Raw genomic sequence first — 13,643 nt, forward strand, 5'->3', positions numbered from 1 at the left:
AATTCAAAAAAACACAAACGATGAAAAAAATAGTTTACACCATTGCTTTGGCTGCGGTATTTTTAAGCTGCAAATCCCAAAGTACCGCAAGCACGACTTCTTCGGTAAAAAATGAAGTTGAAGTAGCCATCGATTTAAAAAATGTAACCGACGACAAAGTAATGGTTACTGTTACAGCACCAAAGATTACCACCGAAACCACAACCTTCAATATTCCCAAAACTGTTCCGGGCACTTATTCGGCCGACAACTACGGACGTTTTATTGAAAATGTAAAAGCTTACGATGCTAAAGGAAAAGAACTTACCGTTGTTAAAGAAGGCGAAAACACCTGGAAAATCTCCAACGCAAAAGCTTTAGCCAAAGTAACCTATTGGGTTAACGACAGTTTCGACGTGGAAACAACGGGCGGCATTGGCGGAAAAGACGTTTTTTCACCAGCGGGAACCAACATTATTGCAGGGAAAAACTTCATGATTAACACCCATGGTTTTGTTGGCTATTTTGAAGGGAAATCCGAGCTGCCATACAAAGTTAACATCGCACACCCAGCCGATTTATGGGGTGCTACTTCAATGATTGACACAGACAACAGCAATGAAAGCGATACCTTTCATACCTCAAGATATGCAGAATTAGTAGACCATCCGATCATGTACTCCAAACCGGACTACGTTACGTTTAAGGTAGACGACATGGATATCTTAATCAGCCTCTATTCTCCAAACGGCACTTATAAAGCAGCGGATATTGCTCCGGCCATGGAAACCATGATGAGAGCTCAGAAAAAATTCTTAGGTCCGATTAATGCCACCAAAAAATACAGCGTTCTTTTGTATTTGTCCGACATGAAAGAAAAAGACGCAAAAGGATTCGGGGCTTTAGAGCACACCACTTCCACCACGGTCGTAATGCCGGAAATGATGCCGAAAGCGGCCTTATTAGAGCAATTAAAAGACGTGGTTTCGCATGAATTTTTCCACATTGTTACCCCGCTAACGGTGCATTCTAAAGAAATCCATTATTTCGATTTCAACAACCCTAAAATGTCCCAGCACCTGTGGATGTACGAAGGTGTTACAGAATATTTCGCCAACCTTTTCCAGGTAAATCAGGGATTAATTACCGAAGAGGAGTTTTACGACCGTATGGCGGATAAAATCCAACAATCGAAACGATTCGACGAGAAAATGCCGTTTACCAAAATGAGTAAAGACATTTTAGACGCAAAATACAAAGATTCGTATTACAACGTATACCTGAAAGGAGCGCTGATTGCGATGTGTATCGACATTCAGATGCGCGAGAGCAGCAATGGTGAAAAAGGAATCTTAGACTTAATGCAGGCACTGTCGAATGAATATGGTGCAAACAAACCATTTAACGATGAAGAATTGTTTGGCAAAATCACTTCGTTAACCTATCCGGCTGTTGGCGAATTCCTGAAGACTTATGTAGCAGGCGAAACACCAATTCCTTACGACCAGTTCTTCGCTAAAATGGGCGTTAAAGAAACCACCGTTAAAAAACCGGGAAATCCGTTCTTAAAAGACGAATCGACCCCTTATATTACCGTTAACCCGTCCACGAAAGAAATTTTGGTACTTCCGGACGTAGAGCTGAACAGCTTTATGAAAACCTTAGGAATCAAAAACAACGACACCATTCTGGCGATTAACGACACCAACTACAATCTAGACAACATCTACGATATGATAATGTTAAGCATGGACTGGAAAGAAGGTGACGCCATTACCGTTAAAATCAAACGCGACGGCAAAGAACAAATCTTAAAAGGAAAAGTAACCTTACCAATGCAGGATGCCGAAGGGTATCATGCCGTAGACACCAGCAAAACCAAGTTAAAAGAACGCTGGCTGAAAGGATAAAAAGCATTTTCTTCCTCACAGAATCTCCAATCTGAACGTTCAGATTGGAGATTTTTTTATCGAATAATTTTCTTTACTTTGCGATTCGAAAAATAAAATCATGAAAAAACTAATAATAGCATTCGCTGCTACAGCTGTTCTGATTGCCTGTGATAAAAAAGAAAGCGACAGCGGATTACACATTACCGGAAAAGTAGACGGCCTTAAACAAGGCAAACTTTACATACAACACATTGCAGACAGTAGCCTAGTGGTTCTGGACAGCATCCTCATTAAAGGCGATTCAAACTTTGAGAGCAACATCGCTTTAGCGGAACCGGAAATGCTGTACCTGTCCATCGACCGAGGCGTTTCCAGCTCGACGGATAATCTGTTGCCGTTTTTCGCAGAACCCGGCACCATTCACATTGAAACTTCTTTACAGGAGTTTTATGCCAAAGCCAAAATAACGGGTTCTAAGAATAACGATTTGTACAACGATTATAAAAAAATCAAGACGCGTTATGCCGATGAACAAAACAAAACCATGAGTCTTATTTTATTGGCAAAAAAAACCAACAACACCCAGAAATTGGACAGTTTAAACCAACGTGCCGAAAAATTAACCACACGTAATTACCTGGACGCCGTCAATTTCGTCGTGAACAACGCAAAACATGAAGTAGCGCCTTATATCGCCCTTACCGAAATTTACGATGTTAACATCAAATATCTGGACACCATACAAAAAGCGATGTCTCCGGAGGTAGCCAAATCAAAATACGGAAAACAGTTAACCACCTTTATTTCGGAAAGAAAAAAACTGGAACAACCTCAACCATAAACAAAGCGGTTTTTATGCCGCTTTTCTTTTGAAAATTATTTTCTGAATCTCAGAAAAAACTATACGCTGAAAAACAAAAAAACCATCACCAAAGGTGATGGTTTTTTGTTAATTACCAGAGCCGATGGAGGGACTCGAACCCACGACCTGCTGATTACAAATCAGCTGCTCTAGCCAGCTGAGCTACACCGGCAATTAACCTTAAAAATATTTCATAAAAAACCACGCTGAGCGTGGAAAAAAAAGAGCCGATGGAGGGACTCGAACCCACGACCTGCTGATTACAAATCAGCTGCTCTAGCCAGCTGAGCTACACCGGCGACTCATTTCGGGTGCAAATATAAGCGAGTTTTTTAAACCTGCAAATACTTAAAAGCACTTTTTTATGGTTTTTCAGCGATTATAAAGCGTTGATTTTTTCAACCAACTGATTAGCAGCCGCTTCTAAATCTTTATTAATTTGTCTGAAATGTGATTTTTTATCATCCACATTTCTTTGGTTCACTCTGCTGATTAAAGCATCAAAGGAAGTGATGGCTTCATCAATTACAGCATCAGATGCAGCAGTTGGTTTTCCTGTTGTAGTCATCTCATAAAGGTATACTGCCTCAATGATGTCGCCTAATACGTAGTTGATGTCTTTTTTTAAGTTTCTTACGCTTGCCATTTTATTTTTGTTTAAAATTCGTTTGCAAAATTACAATTATTCTTCAGATAAAAAGTTAAGAAATGTATATTTCTAACAAAGTGGCTTTCCCAACTAATTTAAAATCAGTAATACTGGCCGGCACCAAAACTGTATCGCCTTTTCGGAACGAATAGCTTTGTAATGAATCCATTACGATTGAAAATTCTCCTTCCGTGCAGACATAAACCGTAAACGAATCACCGTTTTTAGTACACAACATAGTGCCGTCAAGTGGAATTACTTTTGTTGTAAAATACTCGCACTGTACCACACCGTTGCTTTCATTCGGCTTCTGCTGATAGCGTTTTTTGGCGTTAACTACATTATAATTAATGGCTTCCAAGGCCAAATCGATATGCAGTTCTCTGGAATTTCCGGCATCGTCTACCCGGTCCCAATCGTAAATTCGGTAGGTAATATCCGAAGTCTGCTGAATTTCGGCCAGCATGATGCCGGCACCGATGGCATGAATGGTTCCGGTTTCCAAGAAGAAAACATCACCCGGTTTTACAGGGATTTCCTTTAAAATCTTTGGAAGGGTTTTATTCTCAAGATGAACCAGATATTCATCCGGCGACGATTTCTCCTTAAACCCTACAATAATACGGGCATCTAAATCTGCCTGCATGATGTACCACATTTCGGTTTTACCAAATGAATTATGGCGTTTTTGAGCCAGCTCATCATTCGGATGCAACTGAATGGACAAATCTTCTTTGGCATCTAAAAATTTGAACAGGAGCGGAAATTCAGCACCATATCTGGCATGGACTTTTTTTCCCAAAAACGCAATGGCATCTTTAGCAATTAAATCGTTTATGGAAATTCCGGCTAAATCGCCATTGGCAACAACACTTACTGCTCCCGGAACGGTGGAAATTTCCCAGCTCTCACCGGTAGCGGAAGACGGTATTTCTTTATTGAGTTGCGACTTCAGCTTAGTGCCGCCCCAAATACGCTCTTTTAAAATTGGTTTAAAAACCAAAGGATACAATACTGTTTCCATCAAAGCAGTTTCTTTACTTGTTCGAGGGTTTTGGGAAAGTGATTTTCAGCATTCATACTGTCGAATACCATCCGTACTATTCCTTTTTTATCCACCACATAGGTTACGCGGCCCGGCAACAATCCTAACAAATTAGCAGGAACGCCAAACAACTTGCGCAAACTTTTATCTTCATCCGATAACAACGTGAACGGCAGTTTATAGCGCTCCGCAAATTTTTTATGCGATGCCACACTATCACCGCTAATGCCTACGACTTCCACACCCAAATCCGTAAATTCTTCGTACTGATCCCTGAAAAAACAGGCCTGTTTTGTACAACCCGGCGTATCGTCTTTCGGATAAAAATAAATCACCAACACTTTTTTTCCCAAGACTGAGGCGATATAAAAATCATTTCCTTGCTGATCTTTGGCTCCAAAAAGCGGCAATTTATCCCCAACTTTAATTGCTCCCATTACAAACCTTTATACGTTACAAAATTTCTTGGCGTTTCATACAAAACCACTTCCAAATCGTGCGTTTGGTCAATCCTTTTTCGGATTTTATTCCAGATGACCACCACGATGTTTTCAGCGGTCGGATTAAGATGCTCAAATTCGGGAACGTCCAGATTCAGGTTTTTATGGTCAAACCGGGTTTCCACTTCTTCGTAAATGATATCGGCTAAATCTTTGATATCCATCACATAACCCGTTTCCGGATTGATTTCGCCCGTTACGCTTACAATCAGTTCGTAATTGTGCCCGTGAAAATTAGGATTGTTGCACTTCCCGAAAACGCGCTGATTCTGCTCGTCGGACCAGTCTTTCCGGTACAAACGGTGCGCCGCGTTAAAATGGGCTTTTCTCGAAACAGTTACTCTCATAGTTTATGATCTTCAAGATAGTGGTAAAACTCGTCAAAAATAATTTTGAACCAAACCGTGTAAACGTCCGGATTGCGCTCCATATCGGTTTTTACCTCATCAATCGCCATCCATTTCCAGCTTTCCACTTCGTCGGTATTGATTTTCGGCGCTTCGTTGTAATAACCTATCATCACGTGGTCTAATTCGTGTTCGGTTAAACCGTTATCAAAAGGTGCTTTGTAGATGAAGGAAAAAAGCTCCTTCAACTCTGTGGTAAAGCCCATTTCTTCACGCAGCCTACGGGTTCCGGCCTGAATATTGGTTTCGCCTTCCCTCTGATGACTGCAGCAGGTATTCGTCCACAATAAGGGCGAATGGTATTTGTGATGGGCCCGTTGCTGCAGCATAATCTCATTTTTATCATTCAAAACAAAAACAGAGAAAGCACGGTGCAGCAGAGCTTTTTCATGGGCTTCGAGTTTGGGCATTAATCCGATCTGCTCGTCTTGTTCGTTAACTAATATTACGTTTTCTTCTGTCATAAGGGAATATTACCTGTCAAAAGTACAAAAAAGTACCGGTTTACTGAAGAACAAATTAAATTGCCCATCCCTGAAAATCCATTTGGCAGCAGACCGGACAATTTCAGAAGCCTGATGCTTTTCATTTCATTACCTGCAAATCTTCCTGACAGAAATTTCACCCAACGAATATGAATTATTAATCTGTTTTTTATAAATTGGCCATACTTAAACACATAACAGATATTATTAAAAATATGAAAATCATAGCTACTGTTCTTTTCTTTTTATTGAGTCTGAGTTCCATTGCCCAAACTTATAAAGCGACACTTGTATTTCGCGACAGTCATAGGGAAGAAGGTTTTGTCAAATCGTTCATCGAAAACAGAACCATTACTTCGGGCTTTTCCGGTTCCTTAGAGCACGAATTAAACCTTGACGACAAAACAATTAAGTTCAAACCCAGTGAATCAGGAGAATTCAAAGCGATTCCGTCTGATGAAATCGATGAAATCATTCTTCATCAGGAAAAAGGCAATACTGCATTTAAACACATCCTGTTAAAAGAATTGTCCGGCAAAGGGGAACCGAAAGAAGGAGGCAGAATGGTTTTTCTTCCCTATGTAAAAAAAGGCAAAATCAACATTTACGGTATAAAATATACGGAAACCGGCTCTACCGGACAGGGCGCTTCTTATTTCAGCAAAGGATTGCGGTTCTACTACCAGAATGCCAACGAAGATTACGCCCTTAATTATCAGAATATCGGATTAACCGATCTTATGAATATGGAAAGCCGCATTGTAAATCCTTTTAAGGATCTTTTCAAAGATTGCCCGGCTATGGTAAACGAAATGGAAACTATGAAAAATCAAATGTTTCAAAGAAACAAAGAAGCCAAACAGGAGTACAAAGACAAACAAAAAGAATTCAAAAATCTTCCCAAAGAAGAACAGGAAAAACTGATTAACATTCACAAGTACACTTTCTATGCTATTGAAAGAATGTTTGACAAATACGAAGCCTGTCAATAACTGCTTAACCCTGAATCAATCGCTTTTAATGTAAGGATTCTGCACATTTAATCGCACATTTTTCCCCGTCTATGGCGGCTGAAATGATTCCTCCCGCATAACCCGCACCTTCCCCGCACGGATACAACCCTTTTATCTGAAGGTGTTCCAGCGTTTCAGGATCTCTTGGAATCCGGACCGGTGACGAGGTGCGGCTTTCCGGCGCGTGCAGAATCGCTTCATTGGTGTAATAGCCTCGCATCGATTTGCCGAACTGCACAAAACCTTCCCGCATAATTTGCGTTAAAAAACCCGGAAACACCTGCCCTAATTCCACCGAAGTTGTACCGGGAACGTAAGAAGTTTTCGGAATGTCCGAAGAAATTTTGCTTTGTGTAAAATCCACCAGGCGCTGTGCCGGAACTTTTTGGGTTTCTCCGGCTAAATGCCACGCTTTTTGCTCGATGGCTTTCTGAAATTCCATCCCCGCCAAGGCTCCGAATTTAGCGAACGGCTTGAAATCTTCCAGTTTCAGTTCGACCACAATCCCGGAATTGGCAGTGGCCTGATCGCGTTTGGAAGGCGACCAGCCATTGGTCACCACTTCGCCAGGACTTGTAGCACAAGGCGCAATAACACCTCCCGGACACATACAGAACGAATACATCCCACGACCGTTCACTTGTTTTACGATTGAATAAGGTGCCGGTGGAAGAAATTCCCCTCTGAAATCGCAGGAATACTGGATGGAATCAATTAAACTCTGCGGATGCTCGGCGCGAACCCCTAAAGCAAACGGTTTGGCTTCTATCAGTACTTTTTTTCGGTCTAACAATTCGAAAATATCTCTTGCAGAATGTCCTGTGGCTAAAATAATCTTCTTTGCTTCAATGATATCGCCATTTTGGGTAACAATACCCTGAACTTCATTGCTTTGTATCAGTATATCGGAAACACGGGTTTCAAAAAGCACTTTGCCGCCGTGCTCGATAATTTTCTCCCGGATATCCTGTATGATTTGCGGTAATTTATTGGTTCCGATGTGCGGATGGGCATCCACTAAAATATCGGGTGTAGCACCGTAAGCAACCAACAACCTTAATATCCGGTCGACATCTCCCCTTTTTTTGGATCGGGTGTATAATTTTCCGTCGGAATAGGTTCCCGCACCGCCTTCCCCGAAGCAGTAATTGGAATCTTCGTTAACGATATGATCGCGGTTGATGGCTTTCAGATCGCGTCGACGCCCCCGAACGTCTTTTCCGCGTTCAATTACAATGGGTTTGAGGCCCAATTCCACTAATTGCAAAGCAGCAAACAAACCTGCCGGACCGGCGCCAACCACAATAACTTCCGGTGCATTGGACACGTTTTTATAATCAGGCAGTTCTATTTTCGTTTCGGATATGGGCTCGCCCTGAAAAAAAACATTGACTTTCAGGTTGATTTTAATGGCGCGCTGACGGGCATCAATGGAGCGTTTCAACACCGTCAAATGCTGAATTTCGGTAGTTTTTACCTGCAGCAGTTTGGCAACGTGCTCCGTTAACAAAGGCATATTCGCAGCCATTTCCGGCGCTACCTGAATCAAAAGTTCTTTCGGCATAACAGAAGGTAAATTTTTATTTTACAAACATTTCTGAGGCAAAAATACAAATTAAAACCAACCTTACTATCTTTGCTTAACATTAGCATACCCACATCATGCAACGACAGATAAAACTCATTTGGGATTTCAGAGGACCGGCTGCCGCCAAAACGGCCGAACACCACGAAATTCACCTCAAAGAATACATTGAAATTGAAAAACTACCTTTAAAAATCACAGGCTTTCAGATTCTTAACGAGATGCACGCCATCGCTTTTATGGTCGTAACCGACCAATATATGATTGCCGTACGCGACGCTTTAAAACCACATCGGGGTGAGCTTTATCCATAAAAAAACCGGGGTATTACCCGGTTTTTTTACTGTATGTTAAACTATTCTTGAGTTGTTTCAGTTTCCTGTGAGTTGTTTTGGTTTAGCCCTGCTTTAACTTGTTCCAACTTTTCGTTTAAAGCTTCTTCTGACATTCCGTCTTCTTTCATTTTTTTGTTCTTACAGATTCCGCAAAGGTCGAAATCGGAATGATTAGCAACACCTGCATGTGCCTCCGCAACAGTTCCGTTTAAACGCTCACTGTTTTTAATGGTGTAACAATCTTCATAAATATGATACTTCCCGCCTCCTTTGGTGTAATACACGTTATTGGTTCCGGTTAACGCTTCTACCATATTTGTTTCTTCTGTATATTTTTCTACAGAAGCCGGATTAAACTCTGCGCCGCCAATTCCTGCAATTACCATAGCTACCCCGGCAATACTTCCTAAAATAGCTTTGCTTTTTCCGTCAATCTTTTTGTTGGTCAGGATGAAGATAATCAAAGGTAAAAAAGCGACAAAGGCCATCACCACGCCCAACTGACTTTGCATATAAAACAGAAACTTATTTTTTTCAGAAGGCGGATCCAGACGGTTTGATTTTTTCCAGAAAACGGAACCGGCAAATACTAAAATTAAATCCAGTACAATTAAACCAATCACCCAGGCATTTACCGGAGATTCTCCGGAATTAACCGCTTTTAAAAGCATACGGATTGCAAATACCTGCGCTACAATGGCACCAAGCCACAACAAGACCGCAAACAATCGGAACTGTGTTGCCTGTCCTTTAGCTTCTTCTGTTGGTTTCCAAACATTTTGATTTTCAGACATATATTTATTTGTTTAGGGTTTACAGCTTTTTAATTGGCCACTTCACTGATGAACTGAATCCGCATCAGGCGCAATTCTTCGGTATCGTAGTCGCCATCGAATTCGTCTAAAGCATCCTGGATTTTATCGGAATGCGATTCCATGAAATAGTCGTGAATTTCTTCCTGCTGGTCGTCGTCTAAAATATCATCAATCCAGTACTTGATGTTGAGTTTCGTACCGGAATACACAATTTGTTCCATTTCTTTCAGCAAAGCATCCATATCTAAACCTTTGGCCTTGGCAATATCATCCAACGGAAGTTTACGGTCAATATTCTGTATGATGTACAATTTCAAAGCAGAATTCGCTCCCGTAGACTTCACCACCATATCATCCGGACGCATAATGTCGTTGTCCTCCACGTAACGGGCAATCAGTTCCACGAATTCTTTTCCGTATTTTTTGGCTTTTCCTTCCCCTACACCGTGAACATTGCTCAGTTCTTCAACGGTGATGGGATATTTCAGGGCCATATCTTCCAAAGAAGGTTCCTGAAACACCACAAATGGCGGTACACCCAGTTTTTTGGCCACTTTTTTACGCAAATCGATTAACATCGTCATTAAGGCTTCGTCTGCCGTTCCGGACGATTTTGCCGAAGTCACTATAGCTTCATCGTCTGCTTCGCTGTATTCATGATCTTCAGACATCAGGAAGGAAGTTGGATTTTTGATGAAATCGGCACCTTTTTCAGAAAGTTTTAAAACACCATACGTTTCAATATCTTTGGAAAGCAGGCCGTCTACCAATACCTGACGGATTAAGGCCATCCAGTATTTCTCGTCTTGGTCTTTTCCTTTTCCGAAGAATTTCTGGGCGTCGGTTTTATGTGCCTTAATAACTGCATTCACTTTACCGATAAGGGTGAAAATGATTTCTTTCGATTTGTACAGTTCTTTGGTATCACGAACGGTTTCCAGCAACACCACCACCTGATCTTTAGCTTCGACTTTCTTTTTGGGGTTGCGGACATTGTCGTCCATGTCGGCACCTTCGCCGTTTACTTCGTCGAATTCTTCTCCGAAATAATGCAGTAAGAATTTGCGTCGGGACATGGAAGTTTCCGCATACGAAACCACTTCCTGCAGCAGCGCAAAACCGATTTCCTGCTCGGCAACAGGCTTACCGGCCATGAATTTCTCCAGTTTCTCAATATCTTTATAAGAGTAATACGCAATACAGTGTCCTTCTCCGCCGTCGCGTCCGGCCCTACCGGTTTCCTGATAGTAACTTTCCAGCGATTTCGGAATGTCGTGATGGATTACAAAACGCACATCCGGCTTGTCAATTCCCATCCCGAAAGCGATGGTAGCCACCACTACATCCACATCTTCCATCAGGAACATATCCTGATGTTTGGCGCGGGTTTTGGCATCCAGACCGGCGTGATACGGCACGGCACTGATTCCGTTTACCTGTAACACCTGAGCGATTTCCTCCACTTTCTTTCTTGAAAGACAATAAATCACTCCCGATTTCCCTTTATGCTGCTTGATAAAACGAATGATATCCGCTTCTACATTTTTGGTTTTCGGACGTACTTCGTAATATAAATTCGGACGGTTGAACGACGCTTTAAACGTATTCGCATCGGTCATGTCTAAGTTTTTCAGAATATCTTCCTGAACTTTTGGTGTAGCGGTGGCCGTCAGACCGATTACCGGTACATCACCCAATTGTTTGATAATTGCCCTAAGGTTTCGGTATTCCGGACGGAAATCGTGACCCCATTCCGAAATACAGTGCGCTTCATCAATCGCCACGAAAGAAATCGGAACACTTCGTAAAAATTCGATGTATTCTTCTTTGGTAAGGGATTCCGGGGCAACGTACAACAATTTCGTTACACCCGAAGTAATATCTTTTTTTACCTGATTGACTTCTGTTTTGGTAAGGGAAGAATTCAGCACGTGCGCCACTCCGGCTTCCGAGGAAAGGCTTCGGATGGCATCCACCTGGTTCTTCATCAGGGCAATTAACGGGGAAACCACAATGGCAGTTCCGTCTAAAACCAAAGCCGGTAATTGGTAGCACAGCGACTTCCCGCCACCGGTAGGCATAATCACAAAAGTGTTGTTATGCGTAATAATACTTTTAACAACACCTTCCTGTAAACCTTTGAATTGGTTAAAACCAAAATATTTTTTTAACTCTTTATGTAAGTCAATTTCGCTTGGTTTCATTATTTAGTAATAGGTATTTTACATAAATTTGCAGAGATTAAAGATACGAATTTCTTTAACATTCGCAAATTTCTAAAAACTTTAGATTTGACAACAACAGATTCTGTTTTGGCTTCGGCCCGAAAAACCATACTTTCTGAAAGTGAGAGCATTGCAAAACTGGTTGATTTCTTAGACGACGATTTTGCAAAATCCGCAGAGCTGATTTATCACTGCAAAGGACGTCTCATTGTTACCGGAATAGGAAAAAGTGCCATCATTGCCTCAAAAATTGTAGCAACGATGAACTCTACCGGAACACCTTCCATGTTCCTGCATGCTGCCGAAGCCATTCACGGCGATTTAGGCATGGTACAGCCGGGCGATGTAATCATCTGCATTTCAAAAAGCGGCAACAGCCCCGAGATAAAAGCATTGGTGCCTTTGCTGAAACGTTTCGGCAATCCGTTAATCGGAATGACTGCCAACAAGGCTTCGTTTTTAGGAAAAGAATCCGATTTTGTACTGAATGCATACGTGGAGGCGGAATCCTGTCCGAACAATTTAGCCCCCACCAACAGTACCACGGCCCAATTGGTTTTAGGCGATGCGTTAGCGGTTTGTTTAATGGAAATGCGCAATTTCAAAAGTGAAGATTTTGCGAAATACCATCCCGGCGGCGCATTGGGCAAAAAACTGCTGCTTCGCGTAGTCGACATGCTGGACCAAACCCACAAACCTCAGGTAAGTCCGGAGGCCAGCATCAAAAACGTAATTATGGAAATTTCCGAAAAACGTTTAGGCGTTACGGCCGTCGTGGAAAACAACAAAATCGTCGGAATCATTACCGATGGCGACATCCGGAGAATGCTGGAAAAAAGAGACACTTTCTCCGATTTAACCGCCAGAGACATCATGACGCAAAACCCGAAAACCGTTCGGTTAAACGATATGGTTGTCGATGCTTTCAACACCATGGAAAACCATTCCATCACCCAAATGGTAGTCGTAGATAACGGCGAATACAAAGGCGTACTGCACATTCACGATATTTTAAAAGAAGGAATTGTATAATGGCGAACAAGAAGTCTGCGAAAGAAATGTCATTTTTAGACCATCTGGAAGAACTCCGTTGGGTTTTAGTACGAAGCACCGTTGCCATTCTAATTGGCGGATGCGTAGCCTATTATTTCAGCGATTTTATTTTCGACACCGTTATTTTCGGGCCAAAAGACGGGAATTTTATTACCTATCGCTTTTTCTGCAATTTGGCAACGCAATACGATTTAGATAAAAGTTTCTGCATTACAGAATTGCCTTTCGAACTGCAAAACCGCACCATGGAAGGACAGTTTTCCATGCTCATCTGGACCTCAATAACCTGCGGTTTTGTAATCGCCTTCCCTTACATTTTATGGCAGCTTTGGCTGTTTGTAAGTCCGGCCTTGTACGATAAAGAAAAAAAGAACATCAAACTTTTCATTTTTATTGCCTCGATTCTTTTCTTTTTAGGTGTGGCCTTCGGTTATTTTGTACTCACACCGCTGTCCATCAACTTTTTAGCAAATTTAACGGTGAGTCATCACGTGAAAAACGCTATCGACATGGATTCCTATATCGGATTGGTAAAAAGCACCTCACTGGCAACCGGCTTGGTTTTCGAATTGCCGATTGTCATTTACTTTCTTTCCAAATTAGGAATCGTAACGCCGAAATTCCTGGCCGATTACCGCAAGTATTCTTATGTGATTATTTTGATTATTGCCGCAATCGTAACGCCTCCGGATGTAATCAGTCAGATGATTGTAACCATTCCGTTGGTCATTTTATACGAAGCGAGTATTTTTATTTCGCGATTTGTAACCAAAAAAGAAGCACTAAAAACCACCTGAT

14 protein-coding genes and 2 tRNA genes are annotated in these 13,643 nt (G+C 41.7%); 6 read left to right on the forward strand and 10 right to left on the reverse strand.

The window, feature by feature from the left end; translation table 11 throughout:
• The first annotated feature begins 20 nt into the window (after positions 1-20).
• Both G498_RS0111470 and G498_RS0111475 read left to right on the forward strand, forming a co-directional pair.
• Positions 21-1,889 carry a M61 family metallopeptidase gene (locus tag G498_RS0111470; protein ID WP_026981278.1) on the forward strand — a complete coding sequence of 623 codons (1,869 nt, stop codon included), beginning with the start codon at positions 21-23 and terminating at the stop codon, positions 1,887-1,889.
• Positions 1,890-1,989: 100 nt separating this feature from the next.
• The gene (locus G498_RS0111475) at positions 1,990-2,712 is read left to right on the forward strand and encodes a DUF4369 domain-containing protein (RefSeq protein WP_026981279.1); all 723 of its coding nucleotides are present in this window, start codon (positions 1,990-1,992) and stop codon (positions 2,710-2,712) included.
• A gap of 119 nt (positions 2,713-2,831) precedes the next feature.
• Here G498_RS0111475 and G498_RS0111480 read toward each other — a convergent pair.
• The 7 genes from G498_RS0111480 to idi all read right to left on the reverse strand — a co-directional run bounded on the left by G498_RS0111480 (position 2,832) and on the right by idi (position 5,798).
• A tRNA-Thr gene (locus G498_RS0111480) sits at positions 2,832-2,905 on the reverse strand.
• A gap of 53 nt (positions 2,906-2,958) precedes the next feature.
• Positions 2,959-3,032, reverse strand: a tRNA-Thr gene (locus G498_RS0111485).
• A gap of 80 nt (positions 3,033-3,112) precedes the next feature.
• Positions 3,113-3,379 carry a hypothetical protein gene (locus tag G498_RS0111490; RefSeq protein WP_026981280.1) on the reverse strand — a complete coding sequence of 89 codons (267 nt, stop codon included), beginning with the start codon at positions 3,377-3,379 and terminating at the stop codon, positions 3,113-3,115.
• 55 nt (positions 3,380-3,434) lie between these two features.
• On the reverse strand, positions 3,435-4,406 hold the full coding sequence (locus G498_RS0111495; RefSeq protein ID WP_026981281.1) for a type I phosphomannose isomerase catalytic subunit: 972 nt from the start codon (positions 4,404-4,406) through the stop codon (positions 3,435-3,437).
• Entirely contained in the window at positions 4,406-4,864 is a 459-nt protein-coding gene (locus G498_RS0111500; RefSeq protein WP_026981282.1) for a peroxiredoxin, read from the reverse strand. The genes G498_RS0111495 and G498_RS0111500 overlap by 1 nt, the downstream gene beginning before the upstream one ends.
• Positions 4,864-5,274 (reverse strand): 6-pyruvoyl trahydropterin synthase family protein, encoded by a 411-nt coding sequence (locus G498_RS0111505; protein ID WP_026981283.1) that lies wholly within the window; start codon positions 5,272-5,274, stop codon positions 4,864-4,866. The genes G498_RS0111500 and G498_RS0111505 overlap by 1 nt, the downstream gene beginning before the upstream one ends.
• The gene (gene idi, locus G498_RS0111510; protein ID WP_026981284.1) at positions 5,271-5,798 is read right to left on the reverse strand and encodes an isopentenyl-diphosphate Delta-isomerase; all 528 of its coding nucleotides are present in this window, start codon (positions 5,796-5,798) and stop codon (positions 5,271-5,273) included. Before idi ends, G498_RS0111505 begins: the two co-directional genes overlap by 4 nt.
• A gap of 236 nt (positions 5,799-6,034) precedes the next feature.
• Between idi and G498_RS0111515 the strand changes: the two genes are divergently transcribed.
• Positions 6,035-6,811 (forward strand): hypothetical protein, encoded by a 777-nt coding sequence (locus G498_RS0111515; RefSeq protein ID WP_131387687.1) that lies wholly within the window; start codon positions 6,035-6,037, stop codon positions 6,809-6,811.
• 25 nt (positions 6,812-6,836) lie between these two features.
• On the opposite strand, the gene G498_RS0111520 is transcribed toward G498_RS0111515, so the two are convergent.
• A complete protein-coding gene (locus tag G498_RS0111520) occupies positions 6,837-8,396 on the reverse strand; it encodes an NAD(P)/FAD-dependent oxidoreductase (protein ID WP_026981286.1) in 1,560 nt (519 codons plus the stop codon).
• A gap of 98 nt (positions 8,397-8,494) precedes the next feature.
• Here G498_RS0111520 and G498_RS0111525 point away from each other — a divergent pair, with 98 nt between their 5' ends.
• Positions 8,495-8,731 (forward strand): hypothetical protein, encoded by a 237-nt coding sequence (locus G498_RS0111525; RefSeq protein ID WP_026981287.1) that lies wholly within the window; start codon positions 8,495-8,497, stop codon positions 8,729-8,731.
• A gap of 41 nt (positions 8,732-8,772) precedes the next feature.
• Here the strand turns inward: G498_RS0111525 and G498_RS15095 are convergent, their stop codons facing one another.
• A complete protein-coding gene (locus tag G498_RS15095) occupies positions 8,773-9,546 on the reverse strand; it encodes a hypothetical protein (protein ID WP_051269875.1) in 774 nt (257 codons plus the stop codon).
• A 29-nt stretch (positions 9,547-9,575) separates the two neighbouring features.
• The gene (recQ, locus tag G498_RS0111535) at positions 9,576-11,771 is read right to left on the reverse strand and encodes a DNA helicase RecQ (protein ID WP_026981288.1); all 2,196 of its coding nucleotides are present in this window, start codon (positions 11,769-11,771) and stop codon (positions 9,576-9,578) included.
• An 87-nt stretch (positions 11,772-11,858) separates the two neighbouring features.
• Here recQ and G498_RS0111540 point away from each other — a divergent pair, with 87 nt between their 5' ends.
• Positions 11,859-12,824 (forward strand): KpsF/GutQ family sugar-phosphate isomerase, encoded by a 966-nt coding sequence (locus G498_RS0111540; protein WP_026981289.1) that lies wholly within the window; start codon positions 11,859-11,861, stop codon positions 12,822-12,824.
• The gene (tatC, locus tag G498_RS0111545) at positions 12,824-13,642 is read left to right on the forward strand and encodes a twin-arginine translocase subunit TatC (RefSeq protein ID WP_240470462.1); all 819 of its coding nucleotides are present in this window, start codon (positions 12,824-12,826) and stop codon (positions 13,640-13,642) included. The genes G498_RS0111540 and tatC overlap by 1 nt, the downstream gene beginning before the upstream one ends.
• Position 13,643: the final 1 nt, after the last annotated feature.

Source organism: Flavobacterium suncheonense GH29-5 = DSM 17707 (genome assembly GCF_000430025.1).
GTDB lineage: Bacteria > Bacteroidota > Bacteroidia > Flavobacteriales > Flavobacteriaceae > Flavobacterium > Flavobacterium suncheonense.